This window comes from Aminobacterium mobile DSM 12262, from assembly GCF_000526395.1.
GTDB classification, from domain to species: domain Bacteria; phylum Synergistota; class Synergistia; order Synergistales; family Aminobacteriaceae; genus Aminobacterium; species Aminobacterium mobile.
Window position 1 is genome coordinate 720145 of record NZ_JAFZ01000001.1, and the last position, 26149, is coordinate 746293.

Annotated in this window: 27 protein-coding genes and 1 tRNA gene; 21 read left to right on the top strand and 7 right to left on the bottom strand. The window is 44.1% G+C overall.

Annotated features, from left to right (window positions below):
* Position 1 precedes the first annotated feature (1 nt).
* On the bottom strand, positions 2 to 463 hold the full coding sequence (gene greA / locus K360_RS0103430; RefSeq protein WP_051461124.1) for a transcription elongation factor GreA: 462 nt from the start codon (positions 461 to 463) through the stop codon (positions 2 to 4).
* Positions 464 to 643: 180 nt separating this feature from the next.
* Between greA and K360_RS0103435 the strand changes: the two genes are divergently transcribed.
* The 15 genes from K360_RS0103435 to K360_RS0103505 all read left to right on the top strand — a co-directional run bounded on the left by K360_RS0103435 (position 644) and on the right by K360_RS0103505 (position 15553).
* Complete coding sequence (locus K360_RS0103435) at positions 644 to 2383, top strand: ribonuclease J (protein WP_024821793.1); 1740 nt, start codon at positions 644 to 646, stop codon at positions 2381 to 2383.
* On the top strand, positions 2373 to 3176 hold the full coding sequence (locus tag K360_RS0103440; protein ID WP_024821794.1) for an undecaprenyl-diphosphate phosphatase: 804 nt from the start codon (positions 2373 to 2375) through the stop codon (positions 3174 to 3176). The genes K360_RS0103435 and K360_RS0103440 overlap by 11 nt, the downstream gene beginning before the upstream one ends.
* A gap of 6 nt (positions 3177 to 3182) precedes the next feature.
* Positions 3183 to 3431, top strand: coding sequence for a hypothetical protein (locus tag K360_RS0103445; protein WP_024821795.1), 249 nt, complete (start codon positions 3183 to 3185; stop codon positions 3429 to 3431).
* On the top strand, positions 3416 to 4021 hold the full coding sequence (locus K360_RS0103450; RefSeq protein WP_024821796.1) for a Maf family protein: 606 nt from the start codon (positions 3416 to 3418) through the stop codon (positions 4019 to 4021). The genes K360_RS0103445 and K360_RS0103450 overlap by 16 nt, the downstream gene beginning before the upstream one ends.
* Entirely contained in the window at positions 4018 to 5937 is a 1920-nt protein-coding gene (locus K360_RS11315) for a DUF5693 family protein (protein ID WP_024821797.1), read from the top strand. The genes K360_RS0103450 and K360_RS11315 overlap by 4 nt, the downstream gene beginning before the upstream one ends.
* On the top strand, positions 5934 to 6953 hold the full coding sequence (gene csaB, locus K360_RS0103460; RefSeq protein WP_024821798.1) for a polysaccharide pyruvyl transferase CsaB: 1020 nt from the start codon (positions 5934 to 5936) through the stop codon (positions 6951 to 6953). The genes K360_RS11315 and csaB overlap by 4 nt, the downstream gene beginning before the upstream one ends.
* Entirely contained in the window at positions 6937 to 7779 is an 843-nt protein-coding gene (locus K360_RS0103465; protein WP_024821799.1) for a transketolase, read from the top strand. Before csaB ends, K360_RS0103465 begins: the two co-directional genes overlap by 17 nt.
* A complete protein-coding gene (locus K360_RS0103470; RefSeq protein WP_034326235.1) occupies positions 7776 to 8729 on the top strand; it encodes a transketolase family protein in 954 nt (317 codons plus the stop codon). The genes K360_RS0103465 and K360_RS0103470 overlap by 4 nt, the downstream gene beginning before the upstream one ends.
* Positions 8730 to 8731: 2 nt before the next feature.
* Positions 8732 to 9427, top strand: coding sequence for a cell division ATP-binding protein FtsE (locus K360_RS0103475; protein ID WP_024821801.1), 696 nt, complete (start codon positions 8732 to 8734; stop codon positions 9425 to 9427).
* Complete coding sequence (locus K360_RS0103480) at positions 9414 to 10298, top strand: cell division protein FtsX (protein ID WP_024821802.1); 885 nt, start codon at positions 9414 to 9416, stop codon at positions 10296 to 10298. The genes K360_RS0103475 and K360_RS0103480 overlap by 14 nt, the downstream gene beginning before the upstream one ends.
* A 99-nt stretch (positions 10299 to 10397) precedes the next feature.
* A complete protein-coding gene (locus tag K360_RS0103485; RefSeq protein ID WP_024821803.1) occupies positions 10398 to 11624 on the top strand; it encodes a murein hydrolase activator EnvC family protein in 1227 nt (408 codons plus the stop codon).
* Between the two features lie 39 nt (positions 11625 to 11663).
* Positions 11664 to 12872: a S41 family peptidase gene (locus K360_RS0103490; RefSeq protein WP_024821804.1), complete on the top strand. Its 1209-nt coding sequence runs from the start codon at positions 11664 to 11666 to the stop codon at positions 12870 to 12872.
* 13 nt (positions 12873 to 12885) lie between these two features.
* Positions 12886 to 13785, top strand: coding sequence for a divergent polysaccharide deacetylase family protein (locus K360_RS10440; protein ID WP_024821805.1), 900 nt, complete (start codon positions 12886 to 12888; stop codon positions 13783 to 13785).
* A 13-nt stretch (positions 13786 to 13798) separates the two neighbouring features.
* Entirely contained in the window at positions 13799 to 15085 is a 1287-nt protein-coding gene (locus K360_RS0103500; RefSeq protein WP_024821806.1) for an adenylosuccinate synthase, read from the top strand.
* Between the two features lie 18 nt (positions 15086 to 15103).
* Positions 15104 to 15553, top strand: a complete 450-nt coding sequence (locus K360_RS0103505; protein ID WP_024821807.1) for a GNAT family N-acetyltransferase — start codon at positions 15104 to 15106, stop codon at positions 15551 to 15553.
* Between the two features lie 217 nt (positions 15554 to 15770).
* Here K360_RS0103505 and K360_RS0103515 read toward each other — a convergent pair.
* Positions 15771 to 15845 (bottom strand) — tRNA-Val (locus tag K360_RS0103515).
* 108 nt (positions 15846 to 15953) lie between these two features.
* On the opposite strand from K360_RS0103515, the gene K360_RS0103520 reads away from it, so the two are divergent.
* On the top strand, positions 15954 to 16397 hold the full coding sequence (locus tag K360_RS0103520; RefSeq protein ID WP_024821808.1) for a hypothetical protein: 444 nt from the start codon (positions 15954 to 15956) through the stop codon (positions 16395 to 16397).
* 71 nt (positions 16398 to 16468) lie between these two features.
* Positions 16469 to 18094, top strand: a complete 1626-nt coding sequence (locus K360_RS0103525) for a carbon starvation CstA family protein (RefSeq protein WP_024821809.1) — start codon at positions 16469 to 16471, stop codon at positions 18092 to 18094.
* Positions 18095 to 18159: 65 nt separating this feature from the next.
* Here the strand turns inward: K360_RS0103525 and K360_RS0103530 are convergent, their stop codons facing one another.
* Positions 18160 to 18333, bottom strand: a complete 174-nt coding sequence (locus K360_RS0103530) for a TFIIB-type zinc ribbon-containing protein (RefSeq protein ID WP_024821810.1) — start codon at positions 18331 to 18333, stop codon at positions 18160 to 18162.
* A gap of 136 nt (positions 18334 to 18469) precedes the next feature.
* On the opposite strand from K360_RS0103530, the gene K360_RS0103535 reads away from it, so the two are divergent.
* Genes K360_RS0103535 through K360_RS10445 form a run of 3 tightly spaced genes read left to right on the top strand, consistent with a single transcriptional unit; the run spans position 18470 to position 21678 of the window.
* Complete coding sequence (locus tag K360_RS0103535; RefSeq protein ID WP_024821811.1) at positions 18470 to 20209, top strand: 2-oxoacid:acceptor oxidoreductase subunit alpha; 1740 nt, start codon at positions 18470 to 18472, stop codon at positions 20207 to 20209.
* Complete coding sequence (locus K360_RS0103540; RefSeq protein ID WP_024821812.1) at positions 20209 to 21069, top strand: thiamine pyrophosphate-dependent enzyme; 861 nt, start codon at positions 20209 to 20211, stop codon at positions 21067 to 21069. Before K360_RS0103535 ends, K360_RS0103540 begins: the two co-directional genes overlap by 1 nt.
* A gap of 30 nt (positions 21070 to 21099) precedes the next feature.
* Positions 21100 to 21678: a redoxin domain-containing protein gene (locus K360_RS10445; RefSeq protein WP_051461097.1), complete on the top strand. Its 579-nt coding sequence runs from the start codon at positions 21100 to 21102 to the stop codon at positions 21676 to 21678.
* Between the two features lie 32 nt (positions 21679 to 21710).
* Here the strand turns inward: K360_RS10445 and K360_RS0103550 are convergent, their stop codons facing one another.
* The 4 genes from K360_RS0103550 to K360_RS0103565 form a co-directional block, all read right to left on the bottom strand.
* A complete protein-coding gene (locus K360_RS0103550) occupies positions 21711 to 22466 on the bottom strand; it encodes a hypothetical protein (RefSeq protein ID WP_024821814.1) in 756 nt (251 codons plus the stop codon).
* Between the two features lie 23 nt (positions 22467 to 22489).
* Positions 22490 to 22981, bottom strand: a complete 492-nt coding sequence (gene folK, locus K360_RS0103555) for a 2-amino-4-hydroxy-6-hydroxymethyldihydropteridine diphosphokinase (protein WP_034326244.1) — start codon at positions 22979 to 22981, stop codon at positions 22490 to 22492.
* Entirely contained in the window at positions 22981 to 24198 is a 1218-nt protein-coding gene (folP, locus tag K360_RS0103560) for a dihydropteroate synthase (RefSeq protein WP_024821816.1), read from the bottom strand. Before folP ends, folK begins: the two co-directional genes overlap by 1 nt.
* 88 nt (positions 24199 to 24286) lie before the next feature.
* Complete coding sequence (locus K360_RS0103565; RefSeq protein ID WP_024821817.1) at positions 24287 to 24937, bottom strand: histidine phosphatase family protein; 651 nt, start codon at positions 24935 to 24937, stop codon at positions 24287 to 24289.
* Positions 24938 to 25127: 190 nt separating this feature from the next.
* Here K360_RS0103565 and hrcA point away from each other — a divergent pair, with 190 nt between their 5' ends.
* Positions 25128 to 26144 (top strand): heat-inducible transcriptional repressor HrcA, encoded by a 1017-nt coding sequence (gene hrcA / locus K360_RS0103570; protein ID WP_024821818.1) that lies wholly within the window; start codon positions 25128 to 25130, stop codon positions 26142 to 26144.
* Positions 26145 to 26149 lie beyond the last annotated feature (5 nt).

Here is a 26149-nt window from a genome sequence, read left to right on the forward strand (position 1 = left end):
ATTAAGGCATAAGAGCGATACTAACTATTTTTAGATTCCTGATACCTCGGGGGACTTTAACGTGAACTTCGTCTCCTATGGATTTGCCGAGAAGAGATTTTCCGACGGGGCTTGAGGATGAGATGTGGCTTAGCTTTGGATCTGCTTCTTCTGATCCCACGATAGTATAGGTGAACACTTTTTTGTTGGTTGTGTCTTCTATCGTTACAGTTGTTCCAAGAGTAACCCGGCTTGTGTCTACATCTGAGGCGTCAATAACCTTGGCCTTGCTCAACTGAAACTCAAGCCATGAAATGCGGGCTTCCAACTTAGCTTGCTCATCTTTTGCAGCAGCATACTCTGCGTTTTCGCTTAAGTCACCAAATGCCCTGGCTTCCTCTAGCTGTCGGGATATTTCTGCTCGCCCGTTGCTTCTAAGATCGACTAACTCAGCGGTAAGTTTTTCGTACCCGCTTCGTGTCATTACTGGTGCTAAATCAATACTTGAATGATTCAATGATTCCTACCTCCTTTAGAGGGGCTTTCTCTACAGTAACAACGAATTGTACCAAAAAAATATTGAAGAAGCAATGAGGATTGGGATACATAGCGGTGGCGAGAGAGCTGCGTTATAATGCATTTTTGTATTACTGGAGGTGGATACATGCCTGAAAAACCTTTAAAGCGAACCAGGCGTCGCCCAAGAAAATCTAATGCTGTAAAAAAATTAAAGTTCTTTGCCCTAGGTGGTCTAGGGGAAATCGGGAAAAATATGTATGTATTTGAATTTGGGGAAGATATTATTGTAGTAGACAGCGGACTTATGTTCCCCGACGAAGAAATGTTAGGCATAGATTTTGTTATTCCTGATATTTCATATTTAGTGGAAAATCGCCAGCGAATTCGTGGCATTCTCCTTACTCATGGACACGAAGACCATATAGGGGCTCTTCCTTTTGTGTTACCTAAACTTGATGTGCCCGTATATGGAACTCGGCTAACCTTAGGGTTGGTTCAAAATAAGCTAAAAGAAACAGTCCCCGATTACAACGGAAATTTTGTAGAGATTAAGGCTGGGAATGAAGTTCAACTAGGAGTTTTTTCTATTCGTTTTGTTGCTGTTTGTCATTCCATTCCCGACGCGGTGGGGCTGGTGATATCTACGCCCCTCGGACTTATTGTGCATACAGGCGATTTCAAACTGGATCCTACCCCAATAGACGGACGGTTAACCGATTACGCTGCTTTTGCAGAGGCTGGCCGTGATGGGGTGCTTCTTATGCTCTCTGATTCTACAAATGCGGAAAGAAAGGGATTTACCCCGTCGGAATTCCTTATAGGGGGGACCCTTGATCGTATTTTCCGCCTTCATAGAAATAAACGCATTGTCATAGCAACTTTTGCAAGTAACTTGCATCGTGTACAACAGGTTGTAGATGCTGCAGGACGTTTTAACCGTAAGGTTGCCTTTGTGGGGAGGAGCATGGTTACTAATGTGGAATTGGCGCGAGACTTAAACTATCTTTCAGCCGATGACAAAATGTTGATTCCTGCAACTGATGTTTATAAATACGCCCCTAACCAGGTTGTAGTCATGACGACAGGAAGTCAAGGCGAACCGTTTTCTGGGCTTGTTCTTATGAGCAAGGGGGAGCATCGACAGATCCAGCTGGGGGAAAAGGATGTAGTGGCAATTTTTGCCAGCCCTATCCCTGGGAATGAAAAGTTGGTTAGCAATACTATCAATCGATTGTTTGCTTGCGGATGCGATGTTATTTATGAGGGTGAAAAAGAAATACATGTGTCTGGGCATGCGGCACGAGATGAGCTGCGCCTCATGTTAAATCTTGTAAAGCCGCGTTATTTTGTGCCAGTCCATGGTGAGTATCGACACCTAGTTCGTCATGCTCAACTGGCGCAGGAGATAGGGGTTCCCACTAAAAATACCTTTGTAATGCAAAATGGCGACGTTCTTTTAGTGACGGACAAAAGAGCTCAGGTGAAGGGGCGTATCCCATCTGGTCGCATTATGGTAGATGGTGTGGCTATGGGGGAGCTGGAAGGCAGCATTATGAAAGAGCGCCATGAGCTGGCAGAGGATGGCCTTGTGGTTATTTCCGTTGTAGTCGATGGAGGCTTACATCTCGTATCTGAGCCTCGTATCGAAAGTCGCGGATTCATTCATATGGAGGATGCGTCTACTTTACATGAAGAGCTTCTCTCCACAGTCAAGAGAGTGTTCGACCATTTTGCTCAAAAGAAAAAAGAAGTGGAAGTTACGATGTTGGCTCTCCGTATGAAGAGCCGTGTAAAAGATGTGATACGGCGTCGGTATGCAAATGCAAAGCCTATGATTTTACCCATTATTACAAAGATCGAGGGGACGGAAATTCATGAAAGCTGAAACGTTAATTCTTGGCATCGTACAAGGCCTTGCAGAGTTTCTTCCAATTAGTAGTTCCGGACATTTAGCTTTGTTACAGAATCTATGGGGCATCGCAGAGGATAGCCTTACCTATGATGTGCTGCTCCATTTTAGTACGATGATAGCTACGGTCGTCTTCTTTTCGAGAGATATCTACTCTTTGGCAATAGAGTGGTTTAAGGGGCTGTTTTCCCCGTCTGGTCGAGAAACAGAAGGGTGGCGCCTTGGATGGGCCGTTATTTGCGGGACTATCGTTACAGGAGCTATTGGATTCCCTCTCAAGCCGGTGGTAGAGAGATGGATGGTATCTCCTGCTCTTATTGGATGCGCCCTTTTAATAACATCGTTACTCTTATGGTATGCTTCTTCTTTGCCTCAGAGATCAAATAAACTTTCATTACTGTCTGGAATTGTTATTGGGGTAGCGCAAGGATTGGCAGTTATACCTGGAATTTCCCGATCAGGGGCGACAATTGTAACAGGTCTGAAAAGAGGTCTCTCCCCAGAAGAAGCTTTTCGTTTCTCCTTCCTTCTCTCTTTGCCAGCTATTCTAGGAGCCACATTGCTTCAAGTGATGGACCTCGTGAGAGCAGGCGGTTTTGTTGATAGTTTGCCTGATTTTTGGTATGGCGGTATTATTGCAGCTTTTGTGACGGGATATGGAGCTTTAGTATGGTTTAGAAAGATGGTGACCCTCGGACGCTGGCGGATCTTTGCGTTGTATTGTCTTGTTCCCGCCGGAATAAGCTTAGTGATGAGTATATGGAGGTAGAGAATAGTGGCCTTAGGACGAAGTGGAAATGTACGCTGGTGGATGTTGATAATTTGCATAATAATTGGGACTCTGTTGGGGTTTTATTTGCAGAAATTTACTCTGACAGCTCCTTATTTCCGCAATATAATCTCCATAGGTTTTGATCTCCACGATGTACGGCTTGCTATTATGGATTTTGGTTTGAAGTTTTATCTTCATTGCAATGTTGGAACTTTGATCGGAGGTATTGTAGGACTGTGGATCGCTCGGTAAAACAATTAGTTCTGGCCTCAGCTAGCCCCAGACGGCGGGAACTTTTAGCTTCTCTAGGCTGGCCGTTTAAAGTTGTAGTATCTGATGTTGACGAAGCGCCTCTGGGTGATGAAAAGCCCGAGGCTATGGCTCGTCGTCTTGCAACTCTAAAAGCCCAATCAGTTGCCAGCCAGTTCCCTCATAGTTATGTTATAGGATCTGATACGGTGGTAGCTATAGATGGGCGTGTTTTAGGAAAGCCAGTCGACCAGGAAGAATCTCTCAAAATGCTTTGTCTTCTCAACGGCCGAACCCATCGTGTTTATTCTGGGGTAGCTCTTTGTTATGATCAAAAGACTCTATCTGACGTGGAATGTACAGAAGTTACGTTTAGATCTATGAAAGAAGAAGATCTTCAGAACTATGCAAAGAGCGGCGAGGGGCTCGATAAAGCTGGTTCTTATGCAATACAGGGAAGAGGGGCTCTTCTCGTTCGTTCAATTTGCGGATGCTATTACAATGTAGTGGGACTTCCTCTTTTCCGTTTAAGCTGTCTTCTTGAAGAGGCTGGTTTCCCTCTGACAATGCAATGGAGGCTGAGCGAGAAATGAGTTTTTCAAAAAGAACTTTTACAGCATTTATGTTAGTTGTAGCTTTTATCCTCTCTATTGTGGCTCTTACGCCTCGATGGAAAGTAGAGAAAGAAAATCGAAACAGCGGCATTATTTTGGAATATCGAGATGTTCTTTCTTTGGCTTCTAAAGGTCGCCAGACCCCGGAGGCAGTTTTTAATCGCTTAACTAATGCGGGAGTGTCTGGCTTAATAGTGGCGGAAATGACAGGTAAAGATCTGTCTGCAGGACTTGTTCCTCTTTATTACGGAACAGTGGCGGATCTCCCTGACTCTTTAGGAGAGGGACTGGATGAGCCGTATGGTTCGGCAACTATTTGGCTTGCTAAAGGTATGAAGGGGATAGAGTGGTACGATACGGCCCTTCAAACTCGTTTCCCAGATAGCCGACGATATCAGAAAGAAAATGGCATTCTTTATGTTCTCCCTCATACTATAGACGAGTTGCTGGAGACTGGTGTTGTGCCTGATTTTGCGGGACTCCTCTTTGCTCTCTCCGCAGGGATTCCTGTTATGTACCGCGTAGCGCCGGTTGCTGTGAGTGATACTGAAAACGAGATGGCTTTGCTTGAGGCTCTTCTCGATGATTTCCCTTCGGTAATTCGTTGTGTATCTCCTTCGGGTCTTTTTGCTGCTGGATATCCAGATATGCGTCCTTTAGCGAATGTATTGAAGGAGGCAGGGATTCCTGTGGCTATGGTGGAGTTTTCTCGGCAACTTGGGGCCCAACAGTTAAACTGGCTCCTGTATCCGGATCTTTTACCTCTCCATAGCGTAACAACAGAAGAGATGATCAGCAGGAATATTTCTCGAAACACGCTGTATGAACGGATGGTTCGGGCAGCTAAGGAGCGGGGGGTTCGATTGCTTCTCATGAGGCCGACCCTCTATGAAGCTTCTTCCGATCCATTAGGCGATTTTGAGGAAGAAGTACAAAGCCTCTCTCAGGGGCTTTCCGAGCGGGGGATAGTTGTCCAATGGCCGGAAACATTTTCAGGTTGGAATATGTCGTTTCTAGGAGCCGTTGGATGTGCTTTGATATTCCTTCTTCTTGTCGCTCGTTTAGCAGATCGTTTTCTCTTGCTAAACCTCTCTTTCTTAGGTAGTGTGCAAATCGTTGCTTTTATAGTTATCGGGGCCTTTCTTGGCGTAGGGATGTGGAAAATATCCTTTGCTGCACGCTTGGTAGGTGCCTTAACTGCTGCCTTTTTAGCTGCGGAAGCTACTCTTATTGCTTTGGAAGAATGGAAGAAGCCCCTTCGCGGGATATTGGGAGGATTTATCGTTGCTGTCATAGGAGGTCTTGCTTTAGCGGCTCTTTTCAGTTTCCCTGTCTTTATGCTGCGGTTACGGGCCTTTTCTGGAGTGAAGGCTACTCTTTTTTTGCCGCCTCTCATTGTCTTGCTCTATGATTTAAGAAGAAGAGTGCATCCCGAATCTTTAGGACAAGTACTGGCAAGGCCTCCTCTATGGGGCGAGCTCTTCTTAATAGGTGTTTTGCTTGTAGGGGCAGCAGTGACCCTTTTGCGAAGTGGAAATGCTCAATTTGTTCCTGGGTGGGAAGTGACATTGCGAGACACTCTTGAGCGCCTTCTTGTAGCTCGCCCAAGAAACAAGGAGCTCTTTGCAGGGTATCCAGCCCTTTTGTTCTGGTATTATTTTAAACGTCGTAATTTATGGGAGCGATATCGGGAGATTTTCAGGCTTGGGGCTACCTTGGCTTTTTGTTCCCTTGTAAACAGTTTTTGTCATTTCCATACGCCACTTTATTTTATTTTATGGCGTCAATTTAATGGATGGTGGACTGGCATTCTCCTTGGAGCTATTTTACTTGCGCTCTTTCATTGGGTGTGCATCCCCTTCTGGAAGCGTTGGCGAGGAGTGATTATGGATTGAGTCGGCAATACGCTGTAGCATTAGCTGGATATTATGGATTTGGGAACCTTGGAGACGAGCTTTTAGCTGCGTCTATGGTTGCTCATCTCGAAAATATAGGCATTGCTAGAGAGCGTATCGTTGTTCTATCGGCAGATCCAGAGAATACCTCTGCTATGCTTTGTGTCCCGTCTGTAAATCGTTGGGATATTTTAGATGTTTTTAATGTGTTTCGTAAAAGTTATTCCTTGGTTTTTGGAGGGGGAGGGCTATTCCAGGATTCCACAAGCCTTCGTTCCTGTTTTTATTATTGGGGCCTTCTGAAGTTAGCTCGGTTAGCAAAATGTCGAACAGGAGTTTTTGCCCAATCTATAGGCCCTTTCCGTACGCGAGTTGGACAATGGCTGGCTCATAATGCCATAGCCGGGTGTTCTATGCGTACTGTTCGTGATAAGAGATCCTTAGAGATTCTTCAAGACTGGAGGCTTACTGCTCAACTTGTTCCTGATCCTGTTATGGGGCTTTCAGTGTCTTTTGAGAGAGAAAAAACTGATGCTTTGCTCGTCAATATCCGCCCATGGCCTGGGCTTTTACCAGAAAAGACAGTTCAGGTTGCCGCTCGCTGGGCAGCAGAGAATAATCTTCCAGTGATAGGCGTGGCTTTGGCGCCTGAGGACTTGAACGTAATAAACTCTTTTGTTTCGCGAGGAATATTGTCGTGTAAAGAAGTGCATTTAGTACGTTCATGGCAAGATGTGCAGAAGGTTTGGAGCCTTGGTAATATAGCTATAGGTATGCGTCTCCATTTCTGTATGTTGTCGCTTCTTTTCGGTTGCTCTACTTTAGCTGTTCCTTATGACCCTAAAGTGGAAGCTTTTGCTTCTCAATGGGGAATGGCTATTTTTAATGGAGAAGACATCCCTTCTTTTCCATGGCCTGTTGTGGATCGTCATTCTGTTGAAGCAGCGACAAAAGAGAGTTGTCAATCAGTAGAAAAAGCTTGGGAGGAGTTGAAGCGTAGTGCCAGTTCTATCTGAACATGAAGAGACGTTGCTCAAAGAAGCTGCTGCTTCTATCCGTAAAGATGTGGTGCGTATGATAGGAGTCGCCCGTTCCGGTCATCTGGCATCTTCTCTTTCTATAGTTGAGATTATGGCGTGGTTATACTGGCATATCCTTAATGTGAAACCAGAAGATCCTATGTGGGCGGAAAGAGATCGTCTGGTTTTGAGTAAAGGGCATGGATGTCCTGCTCTTTATGCGGCTTTGGCGAATCGTGGTTTCTTTGACCGCGAGGAATTATGGAATTATAGACGGTTAGGAACTATGTTGCAGGGTCATCCTTTAGTAAACCGAACGCCAGGGATTGACGCATCCAGTGGATCTCTTGGCATGGGGCTCGGAGTAGCTAATGGAATAGCTCTTGGGTTGAGAATGAGAGGTCTGGATAGCCGAGTTTTTTGCATTACAGGCGATGGGGAATTGCAAGAAGGAGCCATATGGGAGTCAGCCATGACCTCAACTCATTATAAACTCAGTCAGCTCACAGTTATTGTAGACCGAAATAATACCCAGATGGAAGGCTCTGTAGATCAGGTAATGTCTATTGAACCTCTGAAAGACAAGTTCATTGCTTTTGGTTGGCAGGTAGCAGAGGCTGACGGTCATGATTTTCAAAGTCTGGAAAGAGCCTTCGTAAAGAAAAATGCAGAAAAACCCTTGGCTATTATTGCACGGACTGTTATAGGTAAGGGGGTTTCTTTTCTAGAAGGACAAAGATATAAAGCCTCTATGGTTCTGACTCGAGATCTAGTAGATAAAGCTCTGAGAGAATTAGATTCAGGAGGGGCTCTCTTGCTATGAATAATATAACAATGAAAAGCACGCGCGATGCCTATGGGGAAGCTTTAATCGAACTCAATACTATATATAATGATCTTGTAGTTGTGGATGGGGATGTAGGGTCGTCCACACGAAGTGCTTCTTTTAAAAAAGCAAACCCCAAACGATATGTGGATGTGGGGATTGCAGAGCAGGATATGGTCCTTACGGCAGCAGGTCTTGCGTTGGCTGGTTTTAGAGTATATGTCTCATCTCTTGCTTCTTTTCTGGTAGGGCGAGCTTACGACGAGATACGAGAGACTATTGCTATCCCGGGACTGCCTGTAAAACTTATTGCTACTCATAGCGGAGTTACCGTTGGAGAAGATGGGGCTACTCATCAAATGCTTGAGGATATAGCACTTATGAGGGTATTGCCTGGTTTAGGAGTTCTTGCTCCTGCGGATTTTTATTCGGCTCGGGCTATCATTAAGATGGCGGCAGAGGTTAAACGCCCTATATATATTCGTTTAGGGCGTTCAAAGTTACCGTTGCTGTATAAGGAAGATGACGTGGATTTTTCGTTGGGTGGCGGTAGGGTTTTAAAAGAGGGGACTGAAGTAACCATCTGTGCTTGTGGTATTATGGTGCACGAAGCTCTTAAAGCCGCGCGCATTTTGGCCCAACAGGACCTTTGCGCAGAAGTCATAGATTGTTACAGCATCAGTCCCTTACCTGCTCAACAGATTCTAGAATCTATACATCGTACTGGTTGCTGTGTAGTGGCGGAAGAACATCTGGCTCATGGTGGATTGGGTGAGGCTATAGCTGGACTTGTGTGTCGCAGCTACCCTGTTCCTGTAAAGTTTGTAGCTGTAGATGACAAATTCGGACAGAGTGGGACGTCTGAAGAGCTACAGGAATATTATGGCCTTACGTCAAGTCAGATTGTCAGTGCAGCCGTGCAGGTGTGGACGATGCGCAGGAGGTAGCAATGGATATACGCCTGGCAGGAGTCTCTAAATACTTTCATCCCGACATTGTAGCCTTGGAAGATGCTTATCTTTCCATAGCACAAGGGGAGTTTGTCTACTTTGTAGGAACTACTGGCTCGGGGAAAACAACGCTAATGCGTCTCATTACCCGCGAGCTTATCCCAAGTAGAGGACAGATCACAGTAGGGGATAAGAACTTGCGAAAAATTCGCAACTCTCAGCTCCCTTATTTCCGGAGAAATATAGGGGTAGTCTTTCAAGATTTCAAACTCCTTCCTAATTTGACGGCATGGGAGAATGTTGCTTTTGTGCTCGAATCTATGGGTATGCCTTCCCGTATGGTAAAAGGTCGTACCGATGAAGTTATAGATCAGGTGGGGTTGTGGAGACGACGTTTTCTGTACCCCCCTCAGCTTTCAGGGGGAGAACAGCAACGGGTAGCTATTGCACGTGCCATGGCTAATTCGCCCTCTATTTTTATAGCTGACGAGCCGACTGGAAATCTCGATTTACATACGGCGGAAGACATTATGCGCCTCCTTCTATCTCTGAATGCTGCAGGAGCCACTGTTATTATGGCTACCCACGATCAATATCTGGTAGATGCCTATCGACAGAGGGTTATAGAGCTCCATGAGGGCAGGATAGTTCGAGACGAAGAAAAAGGAGGGTATCTCATCGATGGCGAGCTTTAAATATACCTTACGTGATACCTTCAGGTTGATTTTCCGCCATTGGGGATTGAGCCTTCTTACTCTTATTACCGCTTCTGCTGTCATATATCTCCTCGGCATGTCCAGCCTTTTCTCTCTTAATGTAAGGGCCATGGTTTCCCGTGTTGAAAGCGAACTCGTTGTTCAGGCGTACTTAAAAGAGGACAGTAAAATCCAGGAAACGGTGAATCAGATAAAAAAAATCCCTTATGCAGCTCATGTGGTTTCTGTGTCTCCTGACGAGGCGCTAGAAAGATTGCGAGCCAAACTAGGCACTAAGGCGCGAGCTGTTACGTTGCTTGGCGAAAACCCTCTCCCTTGGAGTATAGAGATCAAGGTTAAACGAGCGGGGGATGTGGCTCCTTTGGTAAGGGAGATCACGTCTATGCCAGAAGTGGATGAGCTTGTTTATGCTGGGAAACTGGCTGAAAAACTTTCTCGGATTTCTTTTTTAGTTTCGAAAATTTCCGTTGTCGTTCTGGGATTGGCTCTTGTTATTAGTGCTTTAGTGGTTTATAACACCATTCGTATATCTTTATATTCTCGAAAAGAAGAAATACAAGTGATGCTTTTAGTAGGAGCCACGAGAACCTATATTTCTCTTCCATTTGTGTTACAGGGGATGATTCTTGGTTCTATGGGAGCCTTGCTGGCAGTGCTTGCTGTCGCTGGTTCCTATTTTTCTGCTCAGGAGGCAATATTGACAACCCTTCCCTTTATCCACCTGGTTTCTAACCATGATTTTTTGTTGCGTTTTTATCTCCTGCTCGTCGGGATTGGAACAACTCTTGGGTGGATTTGCAGTTGGTTTGCAGTCAGTCGTTTCGTTCGGGAGGCTGGGAAACCTCTTTAGTCTGGAGGGATTAGAAGCTTCGACAGGGGGTGCGATTACAGCTGGTTGCTTGGCAGGGAAACCCCTTTAAATGGAGAGATCGGAAGGGAGGATGTACAATTGAGGAGCTTCACAAAAAGGTGCTTATTAGGTATCCTTCTAGCGGTTTCCTGTTTTTTCTCCTTCCCTTCTTTGTGTGCATGGTCGGCTCCAGATGTTGCGGAGTTAGACCAGCAGATTGCGGCCGAAGAGAATCGCATAAAAATAATAGAGCGTCAAACAGCTCACTATGAGCAGCTTATTAAAAAAACTGGGCAAAGGGAACAAGGGGTTTTATCTCAAATTACCCAGTATGACCAGCAAAAACAGAAAGCTGAACGAGAAATAAAGCTTTTGGAACTCAAACAAGCCAGGGCTCAGAATAGAATTAAGGAATTACAAGGAAATATTAAAAAGACTGATGCCCAAATAGAGGAAATAAAAGGGTATCTTAGGGATCGTTTTGTCGCTATTTATAAATATGGTGGCATGGCAGAGCTAGACCTTCTCCTCACTGCTTCTACGGCGCATGAAGCAATGGCCACGTCCTTATTACTAGGGAAAATAGCTCGTGAAGATGAGCGCATGGTTGACTCTCTTTCGGAGAGTAGAGAAAAACTGGAAGCTGCGAAAAAAGAATTAGAAGAACAGAGAGCTCTTTTAGTAGCCCAGGAAAAGAAACTCCGGTCTGAGCGAGAAAAGTACAAGGCAGAAATAAAAAAACGGAACGACCTGTTAGCTTCATTACGAAAAGAAAAGGCTCTTCATGAAAAAGCTGCTCGGGAATTGCAACAAGCTCAGGAAGAGATAGGGAACACCATTAAAAATCTTATGAGAAAGAAACAGGAAATTATTGCTCGTGAAAGAGAAAATCGAGATAAAAATAAATCTCATTTTGGCAATATAACGTACATGCCCTCAGGAGGGCGGTTAGGATGGCCGGTACGAGGAGAGATTTCTGAACCTTTTGGGAAACGAGTACATCCTGTTTTTAAAACTACGAGTATGCATACAGGTATAGATATTCGAGCTCCAGGAGGGACCCCGGTCCAAGCAGCTGGGCCAGGAGAGATTTTGTATGTAGGGTGGCTTAGGGGATATGGACAGGTTGTTATTATCGATCATGGAAACTTACTCAGCACTGTCTATGCACATCTTGCTAATGCGACAGTAGAAGAGGGACAAGGGGTTTCTCGTGGTCAGGTGATAGGGCATGTAGGAAATACTGGCGTTACTACAGGGTATCATCTTCATTTTGAAGTACGAGTTAACGGAGATGCGCGGGATCCTATGCGTTATTTGCGGTAAAAAAGACATGGCGAAGGGAAAAGGAGCACAGGTTTGAGCATGTGGAAAAAATCAAGGGGCGTTCTGTTTGGGCTAATACTAGGAGTTGTTTTAACAGGTGCATTTCTGGGGGCTGGTGGTGCCTCAGAAATAGAGGATATTGTTCGTTTTGTCCCATTTAAATTGGAGAACCTGTGGCTCATGAAGCAGGCAAGGGCCATTATAGAAACCTATCAGGTGGATAGCGGAGAGAAACCTGTGGAAGAGACGAAGCTCGTCTATGGGGCTATGAAAGGTTTTGTACAAGCGTATGGAGATCCATATACTCGTTTTGTTGACCCAGAAGAACTCAAAGAAGAAGAAATAGAAATGGAAGGCGAGTATGGTGGATTGGGTATCTATCTAGGTCACAGAGACGGTAAAACTCTTGTTATCAGCCCTATAGAGGGAACACCAGCTGATCGTGTCGGTCTTAAGCCTGGAGATGAGATCGTTAAAATTGGCGATGAAGTGATTATAGGTTGGGAATCACAGCAGGTTGTTAAAAAATTGAGAGGACCGGCGGGAACGTCAGTAACTATTTGGGTACGCCGAGATAAAGAAGATAAACTTTTGCGCTTCGATATTCAAAGAGAGAATATAAAGCTTTTTTCTGTTCGTTCTGAGATGATCGATAAAGATACAGGCTATATCCGTATCTCTCAGTTCAAGCAGAAAACTGGAGAGGAAGTAAAAAACGCCATTATTGATCTAGAGCAGAAGGGCGCAAAGGGACTTATAGTGGATTTGCGCAATAATGGCGGAGGCCTTTTAAGTGCGGCTGTCGATGTGAGTGACCTCTTCTTGGACGGAGGGCTCGTAGTCAGCATGGAAGGGCGGGTAGATCGTGCGAATGACAAACTTTATGCAAAGCCGGGGCAACAAACAACCCTTCCCCTCGTAGTGTTGATAAATGAGGGGAGTGCCAGTGCCTCCGAAATTGTGGCTGGAGCCTTAATGGATCGGCAAAGAGCTATTCTCGTAGGGAAAAAGAGTTTTGGAAAGGGATCAGTGCAAACGCTCTTTAATCTCTCAGATGGGTCTGGTCTCTACGTGACTATCGCTAGATATCATACTCCATCGGGTGTTACTATAGATCATGTAGGATTAACTCCGCAACTTACTGTGGAGGGGGAGTATAACCCTGATCGTAAAAAAGATCCTCAGTTAAAACGAGCTATAGAAGAGCTTGCTAAAATTGAAAAAGGAACATCTTCTTTTTTGAAATGATTTGGAGGCCAGTATGACTAAAAAGAGAGTAAAGAGGAGGCCCAAGGGGCTCTTCTTACTCCTGTTCGGTGGGATAGCGTTGAGTGTTGCTATTTTAGCGATGGTGGGGAGGAGCACTCCACAACAGGAACATGTGGAGGTTTCTCGAGAGCCATACCCTGAAATAGTCTGTGAGAAACAAAAGGATCGAAGTACTCCTCCCCACCATACAACTCAACCTGAGCCTGAGCCCCAAGTTGAGTCATGTCCCCTTTTAGCCATTGTCATTGATGACTTTGGTTATTCTTACTCTTTAGCTCAAAAAGTAGCTGCTATTGATTTGCCTGTAACATGGGCTATAATTCCCTATCGGCCCCATAGTCAGGAGACAGTGAAGCTTGCTGTATCCAGAGGGGTTCCTTATCTTGTACACATGCCTATGGAAGCTATTATAGATAAGGGGAAAGGGGATTTTCTCATAGGAGTGTCTATGTCGGCTCCTGCGGTTAAAAAGGCAGTGCAGGATGTTTTCCAAGCTTTCCCTGAAGCTGTGGGGATGAATAACCATAGAGGATCTAAAGCTACTAGTGACCCACATGTTATGGAAGCTGTAATGGAAGCCTTAGTGCCTTTAGGAAAAGTCTTTATAGATAGTCGAACATCAGCGGCGTCTGTTGCATATAAGACTGCTTTAAAATTTCAGGTTCCAACAGCCTACAACTCGGTTTTTCTCGATCATGAAAAAGATATAAGGTTTATGAGAGAGCAGTTCAATCGAGCAGTAACTATAGCGAAACGAAGGGGATGGGTTGTGGCTATTTGTCATAATAGACCTGATACTATCCCTTTTTTACAAGAGCTTCACGATTCTGAAATAAACGATGTAAAATTTGTGACCGTTCCAGAGTTACTTGGTGTTCAAACGGCACGATGAGGAGGCCTTGAAAGTGAAAGGACGAGTAGAGATTATTATAGGAGCCCAATGGGGGGACGAAGGGAAAGGAAGAGTGGTAGATGCCCTTGGGAATCGGGTTGAAGTTTTTGCCCGATATCAAGGTGGTGCCAACGCTGGGCATACAGTTATAGTTGAGGGAGAGAAATATGTCTTCCATCTCTTGCCTTCCGGAATGCTTTATCCCTGTAAGCTTTGTGCCATAGGAAACGGCGTGGTTGTTGATCCAGAACAGCTTCTACAGGAGCTTTCCACTCTCCAGGAGCAAGGAAAAGACAGGGCTCGACTTATTATTAGCGGGTCTGCTCATGTTGTTATGCCTTATCATAAAATTCTCGATAAAGCTGAGGAACAGTTCCGTGGAAAAGGTAAAAAAATTGGTACCACAGGTAGGGGTATCGGCCCTTGTTATGTAGATAAATTTAATAGATGTGGTATTCGTATAGAAGATCTTCTAAACGCTGATGTTCTTCGAGACAAGCTCTCTTTCAACCTTGATGCTAAAAACCTCTTGCTAACGAAAGTTTATGGAACTGAACCAGTAGCTTTTGATGAAGTCTATAGCAAAGCTTTAGCGTGGGGGCAGAGTTTAGCTCCTTATGTAGCAGATGTCTCTTTAGCTCTGCATGAAGCTATTACATCGGGGAAGGGTGTTTTGCTGGAAGGGGCTCAGGGAACCCTTCTGGATGTGGATCATGGGACGTATCCTTTTGTAACGAGCTCCTCTCCCATTGCTGCTGGCGGATGTGTAGGCCTTGGTGTTGGTCCGTCAGATGTGGACCGAGTTATTGGGGTAGTAAAAGCTTATTGTACTCGAGTTGGAGAAGGCCCCTTTACTACGGAAGATTTAGGTGATGATGGGACTCGGCTGAGAGAGCGAGGAGGAGAGTTTGGTGCTACTACCGGACGCCCGAGACGATGTGGTTGGCTCGATATGGTAGCACTGAGATATGCAGCAAGAGTCAATGGCATGGGAGCTATAGCTTTAACGAAGCTTGATGTTCTTACAGGATTCGACAAAATTAAAGTCTGCACAGAGTATGAGATAGAAGGTAAAAAATACGAACATTTCATGACCAATACCGCGTTACTCGAGAAGGCTGAACCAGTGTACACTCTCATGGATGGCTGGAAAGAAGATATTTCTAAGTGCAGGTCTTTTGATGAACTTCCTGTGGCTGCCCAGAAATACGTAGAGTATATAGAGAAAGAGGCTCAGGTTCCAGTGCAGCTTATAGGAGTAGGTCCTGACAGAGATCAGACAATAATTAGGGGGTTGTAAGCGCTGTCCACACTTCTCGTGGATATACATTTTTGCTCCGTTAATGATTGTGATGAAATATATGAGCTTGAAAGAAAAAAAGGCGGACCTTTTTGGCCTCAAAATATAATATATGAAGATCTTTCCAGCGGGCTGTCTGTATATATGGCGGCTCGCTGGAAAAGTCTTATGGTTGCGTTTCTTGTCCTCTCGCGGGAAAAGAATTTTTTTGTACTTACCAACCTCTATGTGGCTACCTCTTTCCGGCGAAAGGGAATAGCTTCTCAGCTTATTCTTTCATCTGGCGAGTTTTGTGTTCATGAAGGATATAATTGTTTAAGACTTCATGTTCGAGAAGATAATGGACCAGCACGTAGACTCTATGAAAATTTAGGTTTTTCCCTTATAGGAACAATAAAAAATTATTACGAAGATACGGGCACAGCTTTCTATATGGAAAAACGCCTGCCATTTCTCACCTCGTCTTAAAAAGTTATAGTTTTCTTATGAGAAAAGATTAGAGTTATAATTTTAATATGAATTATGGAGGGTACCTTGGTGACGTTATTCATAAAAATGCCCTCTTTTTTTACATTCAAGAGGACAAATGCCAGCCTTTAGGCTATGAAAAAAGAGCGTTTTATGACTCCTTCCCAATAACAAAAAGGCTTTCAGGGAAGAGCCCTGAAAGCCAGTAACCATCACTTGGTGGGCGACACAGGGTTCGAACCTGTGACCTCTTCCGTGTGAAGGAAGCGCTCTTCCACTGAGCTAGTCACCCATAACAAGGGGTATTATAGCTTTCCCAAAGAATTATTTCAACCCTGTGAAATTCCTTTTCTAATGTGTAATGTGTGTTGTATAATATTTTACACAGGGGTGATATTGTATGGTTGACCTGTCTATTATAGGCAAAGCTTCAGATTTATGGACCTATTGGGGTTTTGAAAGCTGGTCCTTCGACCATATGCAAGGAGTATCACGCCGGGTTGCTTTCGTTAAGGATAGCATTCTTGGCGAAATAGGCCGTTATTATGCTTATGACTTTATTATTTGGATTCATAATGGTTGCACCGATGCTGAATATATCTTCGCAAATTGGGAACCTCTCCCCGATGTTATGACACAACGTTTTGTCTTCTTAGAACCTTTCCCCTCCTTTGATAAAAAAATCAAAACTTTTTTTTGGGGTTTTAAGGGGTATTTGGAGCTTTATTCTTATACTCCGCTTGCTCCTTGGAATTCTAAAATCAAAGACCTCGCTCCTCTGGTGAATAAAGCTCAAGAGTTAGAGGGTTCTTTGTGCCAAGGGGGTGATGATATTAAAAAATAAAATAGTTTTCCCAGCTTTTATATATCTATTGGATCTATAGGAGAGTCATATTTTAATAGGAGGTGAAAGAAATGTTGGCAATGTTGTTCCTTGTTGCAATAGTCTTTTTTGCAATAGTCTATCGCGTTCATGGCCGCTATATGGCTCGTATTTATGCCCTTGATGATAGTAACCCGACCCCCGCTGAAACTATGTATGACGGAATAGACTATTGTCCTGCCCATCCAGCAGTACTCTTAGGGCACCATTTTGCTTCCATCGCTGGAGCCGGTCCCATTGTAGGCCCTATTGCTGCGGCGAGTATGTTTGGTTGGTTGCCTGCGTATCTTTGGTGTCTTCTCGGCTCTTCTTTTTTGGGTGGTCCACATGATATGGGAGCTCTTGTGGCATCTATGCGACACGATGGCAAGTCTGTTGGAGAGGTGGTAGACCACTGGGTAGGAAGGCGTGGAAAGCTTTTTTTTCTCATGTTTACCATCCTGACTTTAATTTTAGTCGTAGCGGTTTTCCTTCAATTATCAGCGAATACTTTTGAAGCTGACACGGCAGTGGCATTTTCAAGTACTCTTTATATATTTCTTGCCGTTATCTTTGGAGTGCTGGTTTATAAATATAACACGCCTCTTTGGCTCATGACAGTTATTATGGTTCCTATCGTCATTGGTGCTTGCTGGTATGGGAACTATGCAGACTGGGTCATCCAATATTTTTCATACTCTATGCCTACGTGGCGATGGCTCTTGGCAATTTATATTCTCTTTGCTTCTGTCTTGCCGGTATGGTTGTTGCTGCAACCGAGAGACTATCTAGCGTCCTACTTTCTTTATTTTGCAGTTATTGTTGGTGCTATTGGCATGATACTCGGCGGTAAGTTCGAAGTACAGCTTCCGGCTTTTAAGGGGTTTGTTGCAGGAGACCAGTTTTTATGGCCTATGCTTTTTGTTATTGTGGCATGTGGTGCCATTTCTGGATTCCACTCACTTGTAGGAAGCGGAACGACATCAAAGCAGCTTCGACGAGAGACAGATAGTACCCTTGTTGGGTATGGCTCCATGCTTCTGGAGGGTGTGGTTGCGGTTATTGCCATTGGCACCATTATGATTAGCGGAAAAATCCTTCCTGGGGGGCCAGTTGTAACATATGCTCAGGGATTTGGGCAATTTGCCGGGCTTCTCGGGATCGATCCAAAACTTGGGGCTTCCCTTGGCGGTTTGGCAATTAATACCTTCCTTCTCACATCCTTAGATACAGCTACCCGTCTGACCCGCTACCAAATTCAGGAAATTACGAACATGAAGGTAGACAAGTATACTGCTACCATTATAACTATAGCGGCAGCTATGGCTTTGCTTCTTGTAAAAACAGTTGGACCTGACGGCAAACCCGTTCCGGCATGGGCTGCGATTTGGCCTATGTTTGGTGCTGCAAACCAGCTTGTTGCGGCGTTGGCCCTTTTGGCAGTGGGGGTTTGGGTTACGAAGGGACTTAAGAAGAACAACAAATTCCTTATGGCCCCCATGTGGTTTATGTTGGCTACTACAGTAGCAGCCCTACTCTTTATGATCAAAGAAAAACTTACGGGAGTTCCTAACTATCTGTTGGTTGGTATCTCTATTGTCCTTCTTCTCTTTGCACTGTTGATGGTGAAGGAGTCTTTCCACGCCTTGAAAGTAAAAACTGAAGAGGAATATAAATAGTTTATGTTTGTAGATGTTGACTCTTTAGCAAGAAGGCCGGAGCATTTTTTCTCCGGCCTTTCTTTTTAAGATTGAGGTCCTCCGACACTGAAGGATTTGCTATTCCACGATTTCCCTCTTTTAAGCTCGCCTTCAATTTTAGAGAGGTAACGACTTCCGCAAAAAGGACATCGTAGAATAATATCTTTTACCTCCAGTTCAAACTCCTTTTTACACTCAATACACTGAAACGTAGCCACGCATATACACCTCCGTCTAGATATATCATGATGGCATTTACTATTATAATATATTTTTTATTTTTATGTCCTATTTGTTTTAAAAAAACGCTTTGTATAATAAAATAAAAAAGCAAAGAGTGAAAGGAGGAATTGCATGTCTTCCCTGTTGCGTGTATCTGGAAAGGATGTCTCCTTGGTTCTTTGTGGAGCAGCTGGACAAGGTGTTCAAACAGTAGAAGAATTGCTTGTGAAGGCTATTCGTCATGTTGGCTATAGCGTTTTTGCAAGCCGTGAATATATGTCTAGAGTCCGTGGCGGAAACAATTCCACTGAGATACGTTTTTCCCCCTGGCCGGTTCGAGCTTTTGTTGATCGTATCGATGTCCTCGTGCCTTTAAGCGAGGGAATTCGAGAGAATGTAAGAAGGAGGATCTCTTCTCAAACTCTTATTATCGGTGACAGAAATGTCCTTCGCACCGAAGGAGAAGAGTTGGGAGGACGTTACTTTAACGTAGAGTTTTTAAATATAGCGAGTGAGATAGGCGGAGTTGTTTTTGCTAACTTTGTTGCAGCAGGGATGCTTCTGGGTATGATAGGCGGAGGACTGGAGATAGGATATTCCTTTTGCAACGAAAAATTTGCCCCTAAGGGGCAAATAATAGTCGATAAAAATAAAGAGGCCCTAGATAGAGGATTTAAGATTGGACAGACTCTTACAGAAGGTACATTGCCCTTTATATCTGGGGATAGTAAAGGTCGGACCCTTCACCGCAGTGTTTTGAGTGGAACAGAAGCTCTATCTTTAGGAGCTTTGGCTGGAGGATGTACGTTTATTGCAGCGTACCCCATGTCCCCTGCTACAGGAGTTTTATCTTTTATGGCCCAATGCGCTTCTCAGCTAGGAGTAGTGGTAGAGCAGACAGAAGATGAGCTTGCTGCCATTAATATGGCACTTGGAGCTGGTTACGCTGGAGCGCGTGCGATGGTTACAACCTCTGGTGGTGGTTTTGATCTCATGACAGAAGGGGTAAGTCTTGCTGGTATTATGGAAGTTCCTGTAGTAATCCACGTGGGGCAGCGACCTGGTCCAGCTACTGGAATGGCCACACGTACAGAGCAGGGAGATTTACATGTGGCTCTATATGGAGGTCATGGGGAATTTCCTCGCGCTGTTTTCGCTCCGGCTACGCTGGAAGAAGCCGTTCGCATTGGAGCAAAATCTTTTTATATTGCGGAAAAATACCACATTCCAGTTATTATCTTGACAGATCAATACTTCCTTAACTCTTATTATGACATGGCTATTCCTGATCTAGAGTCTCTCTCTTTCCCTTCCATGATTGTTAAATCAGAAAAAGATTATTGTCGATATAAATTTTCTTCCAACGGAATCTCTCCTCGCAGTGTTCCTGGCAATGGGAAAGGGCTTATAGGGGCCGACAGTCATGAACATGACGAAGAAGGTCATGTGTATGAAGACTTTGACCTTCGTAAATGTATGGTTGATAAACGTTTCAGAAAACTTGCGTTAATGAGATGTGAAGCTGAAGAACCTTTATTTGTCGGGGCGCAAGACTATAGGATCCTTATTATTGGCTGGGGTTCTACATTCCACATACTTGAGGAAGCGTTGGAATTTATAGGGCATTCCCAAGTAGCATTAATGCATTTCCAACAACTGTATCCCTTGCCCGCCTCTTTGAGTGAGCGCTTAGAACAGGCACAGAATATTATAGTAGTGGAAGGGAATAAAACCGGACAGTTTGCTCATTTACTCAGGCAAGAAACAGGCAGGAAAGTGGACTCTATTATTACTAATTACAATGGCCTTCAATTTTCAGTAGAGCAGATAGTGAGAGAATTAGTTGCTTGCCTTAATGAGGGGGTATATTGATGAATTCTGGAATATTTGATCTAGCAAACGCTGATTTGGCTTGGTGTCCCGGTTGTGGCGATTTTCAAATTCTTGAAGCATTGAAGAGAGCTTTGGAGGAACTAGGATGGACCCCTCTAGATGTAGTCGTGGTGTCTGGTATAGGGCAGGCAGCTAAAACTCCTCATTTTATGAAGTGTCATTTTTTTAATGGACTTCATGGTCGAGCTCTTTCCAATGCCACAGGCATAAAAGCCGCAAATCCTTCTCTCAATGTAGTAGCGATAGGGGGAGATGGAGATATGTATGGAGAAGGTGGAAACCATTTTATCCATACGATCAGGCGTAATCCAGATATTACTAATTTGGTCTATAACAATATGGTGTATGGTCTTACCAAAGGGCAAGCGTCACCTACGAGCTTTAGGGGGTTTAGAACTTCAGTTCACGTTGACGGGGTGATGTCTGAGCCTTTCCCGCCACTGGCGGCTGCTATTGTTTTTGGAGCTACTTTTGTAGCTAGAGCTTTTTCCGGGGATGTTGAAAAAACTGCGAATCTCATAAAACAGGCAATCCTTCATAAAGGGTATGCCCTTGTAGATATTTTTCAGCCGTGTGTGTCTTTCAATCGTGTTAACACGTATAAATGGTATAAAGAAAATACGTATTATCTCGATGAAAACTATAATCCAGAAGATCGAACAGCTGCTATTGCCCTAGCTTTGAAAACAGAAAGATTCCCTTTGGGAGTGCTCTATAAAACAGAGAGTCGACCTACTTTCGAGGAAACACTAGGAGCCTATCGCTACGATAAAACCCCCCTTTATAAAAGAAAACGAAAAATTCAAGATATTGAAACTTGTATTGTATCTATGACATAATAGGTTATCTTGTTATGGGGGGGGGATGTGATGGGAGGGCTTATTCAATTAGGGTATGAAGGGCCTGATTTCTGTTTGAAGGATCAAAAGGGAAATTCCGTTACACTCTCCACGTTAAAGGGGCATAATGTATTGCTTTCTTTCCATCCGCTGGCGTGGACTCATATTTGTCAGGCACAGGTTAACACCATTGACGCTCATCTAGATCTTTTTGAGCGACTTAATACAATTCCTCTTGCTATTAGCGTAGATTCTGCCGCAACGAAGAGAGCATGGGGCGAAGCTATTGGAATTAAAAAGCTCCAGCTTCTTTCCGACTTTTGGCCTCATGGTTCTATTGCTCGTCAGTATGGGGTTTTTCGCGAAAAAGATGGTTTTGCATCCCGAGCAAATATTCTTTTAAATGAAAAATTGGAAGTTATTTTCGCTAAAGAATATGAGCTCGACCAGATTCCAGAACTTCGAGAAGTTATTTTTATCCTAAGAGACTATACAAAATCAGAAATCCCCAACTTGGAGATAGAAATACAACGTTGTCTCAAAGATGCGGCAGGGCGTACTGTTTGCATGGAAGACAGTCGGGCGAAAGGTATAAACGCCACTAATTAAAAAGGCTAATCCCCCGTAAGTTATTTTGGGGATTAGTCTTGCCAGTTGATATTTAAAATTTTCTTCCAACAGAAATTGATAATGGCTTCTCGAGAGGGAGCTTGTCCCTTCCCCATTTTATCGAAATCTTCCTGAAGTTTTCCATAGGCGTTCTTTATAGTCTCGTCTTCTTCTGCCTTTTGAACTAATTCCGCAACAGGTTGTAACTGGCGATATACCTCAGGTATAAGGACAAAGTTAGGACCATCCATAGTGAGTCCCACCGTATAAATAAAGGAAAGAAGGGACTCTGGTTCTCTTTTGGTGCTGCTTATATCTATATAGGCAGGGAGATTTGGAGACACATACAGGAAAACATCAGGGGGGGGTGATATATTTAGAGGCAGAGTATCCCATTGAGATGGTCCAGCCGGCGTTACGGCTAGCCAGGCACGAGGAGTTTCTGTGAGCGCTGTAACCCAGAGATAATACTTTTTTGTGGTTTCTGGATCATTAAAAGAAAGTCGCCATATGAGATCTGGCCTTAAATCTTTATCGGCAAATGGTAAATGCCACGTATTTTCTGTAATACGCTTCCCCTCTAATACTTTTAGCGGGTGAAGACCGGCTGGAGAACGCAGCCAAGCTTCTTTTATAACTCCATCATTGCTCTGAGTAGTCAAGGTAAGTGGATGTCCTGGCACGGCATAAACCTGAAGAGAGCCTATGGCTCCCTGCAAGGGGGCAGGAAGTATTGCTGCAATTGCGACGAAAACTATTATGAAACTGCGGATCTTCTTCAGCGTCATAAGGTCCATCACCTCCTATGATTTTACAAGCTGGATATTTTTATTAACGTTTTATCCTTATCTTTTAGAGTTTCTACTAAAGAGCTTATAGTTACCCTAAGCTGTGGGTGAACCCAATTTGCAGCTATTTGGTTCAGTGGAACTAAAACGAAAGATCTGCGGTGCATTTCAGGATGAGGAATACGAAGTCTTTTATCATCAATGCACTCACCATTTTCCAGCAACAACAAATCGATGTCGATTTCCCGAGGCCCCCATCGCCACCTTTCAATCCTTCCCATGTCTTTTTCTATCTGTTTAACGAGGTTGAGAAGAGCAAAAGCGTCCATAGAAGTTTCTACGAGAATGCAGGCATTAAGGAAACGAGTTTGTTCAACCTCCCCTAAAGGAGCTGTTTCAAAAATGTCACTTTTCGCAACGACGTGGACACCTTTACTATCTAAAATTTGCACGGCTTTCCGCAGATTATTCATGCGGTCCCCCACATTACTACCAAGAGCCAGTGCAACACGCATCACATCCCTGCCTCCCTTATAGCCTTAATGATGGTAATCACATCGTGAGTTGCTTTTACGTCGTGAACTCGTACAAGTTCCACTGCTTCTTTGGCGCAATAAGCAGAAACGGCTAAAGTTCCATAGAGACGGGACGTCGTGTCTTCTGTTTCAAGTAGAGTTCGTATAAAGCCTTTTCTGGAATGACCGACCAAAATAGGACGCCCAAGACTCCTATATGATTGGATAAACTTTAATACCCGCATATTATCTTCGAGCCTTTTTCCAAAACCGATCCCTGGATCAATAATAATTCTGTCAGGAGCGACTCCTGCTTCTGCTAGCATATGAAGGCGCTGGTGAAAATAGTCGATAGACTCTCCAATTACATCGCAGTATACAGGGTTGTTTTGCATGGTTTTAGGTATTCCTTGTATATGGGAGAGCACATAGACAAGATCGGTTTGAACAGTTGCTGAGAACATATCTTGGTCAAGTGTAAAACCAGACACATCATTTATTATATCAGCGCCACAATCCGACGCTATTCGGGCTGTCTCCCCTCTATATGTATCGACAGAAATAACAGCGTCTTGAAACTCCTTCCTAACGGCGGAGAGGGCGGGTATAAGACGATCTTGCTCTTCCGTGGCAGAAATGGGATCTGAGCCGGGGCGGGTGGATTCCGCTCCTATGTCGAGAATATCAGCTCCTGCCTCTAGCATTTGACGGGCTCGTTTTACAGCTTCATCTGCTGTAGAAAGTCGACTTTCGCTATAAAAAGAATCGGGGGTGATGTTGAGAATCCCCATTACTTTTGTTTCACCACCGCCAAGAGACAGGGTTCGATGACGAGGCAAGGAGAGATTCCAAGAGCGTTGTGCCATAGCTTTGAATGTGTTGCTGAGTTCTTCACGTAATTGGTCAAGGCCCCAGCAAGAGAGGGCTTTCAGTTTCAGAAGCAGCGCTTTATATTGGCCCTCTGTCCCCAGAAGAAGCACATCGCTTTTTTCGGTTCGCCCGTCAATAACATTTTTATGGACGATAGCATCACCGCCACGAGCCAAGAGTTCCTGCTTTACATAGGCTGCTGCCCGAAAATCTACTTGGGAAACCCAAATGGGCAAAATTTCTCGCTTTGGCAAAAAATATGCAGCCGAGCGGGGATCTGCTCCAATTTTATGTATGAGAGATATGAGCTCGCTATTGGAATGAACGTGCACAGAATATATAGTCACTTGTATTATCCCTTTCTTAGATACCTAATGAAATGATATAAGAGCACAAAGATAATAAGACCTCTCTGTGAGGAGGTCAAGAAAGAGACTAAATCCATTCAGTGGAGACTTTTTTCAAGTGAGCAGTTTGGTTCAGAGAGAAGAGGCCGTATCCTCTTTGATAGTCATATGTCAAGATGCTATAGGATGCGGTGTCCATATGGGTTTTCCAGAAGTAGGGTTCAGGAATATTGAGACAGCCGGCTATAAGGGGTTTCAGCACAGTACGATGAGAGACAACGACTATAGTGTCTCCGTAATGTTTTTCAACCAGTTCTTTAAGAGCACGTAATGCCCTGCCTTGCACTTCTTGTAAGGTTTCTGCTCCGAAAAGGCGCAACTTTTCTGGATAGGTGAGCCATGTTTCCCAGTCACTCGGGTACTCTAGAGCGATTTCTTTTTTAAGGCGCCCTTCCCAAAAACTGAAATTAATATTGTTTAGGCCTTCGCATTCAAAAAGATGTTTATGGCTACATGCTCTGGCGATGGCTGTAGCCGTTTGTTTGGCTCGTAGCAGAGGGCTTGTATAAATAAAGTCGGGAACCATGGGGGCGATGGCTTTGCCTAAATCTTCTGCCTGTTCCAGCCCCCTTTCGTTGAGAGGATAGTCCACACGGCCGCGAAATCTCTCTTCTCGATTACCTTGACATTCACCGTGTCTAGCTAAAATTATAGTCGTGTGTTCTCGATCAGTAGCCATGATTCTCACTCTTCTTTCTCTTGTATCATATTAATGAATGTTATCATTATATATCAGAGAAATAATGAAATAAAAAGATTGACCAGTCTTGACAATAATTCTAAGGATTGATAATCTACCTTCTGTAAATGGATAGATTAGCACTCAACAAGAGAGAGTGCTAATACATTGAAAAAAGGAGGGGAGGTTCGTGCTTACCGAACGGCAACTAGAGATCGTTTTAGCCGTTGTGTATGAATATATTCAGACTGGGGAACCGGCAGGATCTCGTACTATTGCCCGTAAGTATTTAAAAGGTTGCAGTGCGGCTACGATACGTAATGAAATGTACGATCTTGAGCTGATGGGCTATTTCTATCAACCTCACACATCGGCAGGACGCCTTCCCACATCAAGGGCTTACCGACTTTATGTCGATTCTATTCTACATCGAAGAAGAGTCCCTCCGGTTGGATTTGAGTATTGGAAAGATGGCATTCGAGAACAGAAGCAAGGCATCGAATCTCTTTTATCCTATGTCTCCCAACTTCTGGGGCGGGTAACAAACTATGTGGGTGTTGCTGCTATATCCTCCCTTCATGAAGTGGAAATTCAACATGTGGATTTTGTTCGTCTTGGCGGAAATACGGTTCTTGTAATTATGGTACTTAAAGGTGGCCTTGTTCACCATAATATAGTGGCTTTGCCATGTGATTTATCTCAGGATTCCCTTGAGGAGTTGGCTCGTCGTATCAATATGATATGTGTTGGACATCCGTGGTCAGAAGTGCGGGAAGTCCTCTATTCTTATGTTATAGAGGGCCTTGAAAGATTTTCTGATGCGTGTTCAGAAGCCATTATACAAATAGACGGGATGTTGCAGAAGTATAACTATAGGCTATTTACAGGGGGGGCGCAGCATATCCTCAACCTCCCTGATTTTCAAGATATAAGTAAACTTCAGGCTGTTCTCTCTCTGCTGGAAGAGGAATCTTCTCTGGCAGAGGTTGTAGATCGTTGTTCTCTTGAACGCGGCGTTAATATTTCCATTGGAGATGAAAACCCGGAAGAGGAAATGCAAGAGTGTTCCATATTGATGGTTCCTTCAAGAAAGCGCGGTCGAAGAACAGTTTTAGGTGTAATTGGACCGATGAGAATGGATTATGAAAAAACGATTTCCATTCTCGAAGCCATGATGGCAGATCTGGAAGAAGAAAACGTCGATTAATATAA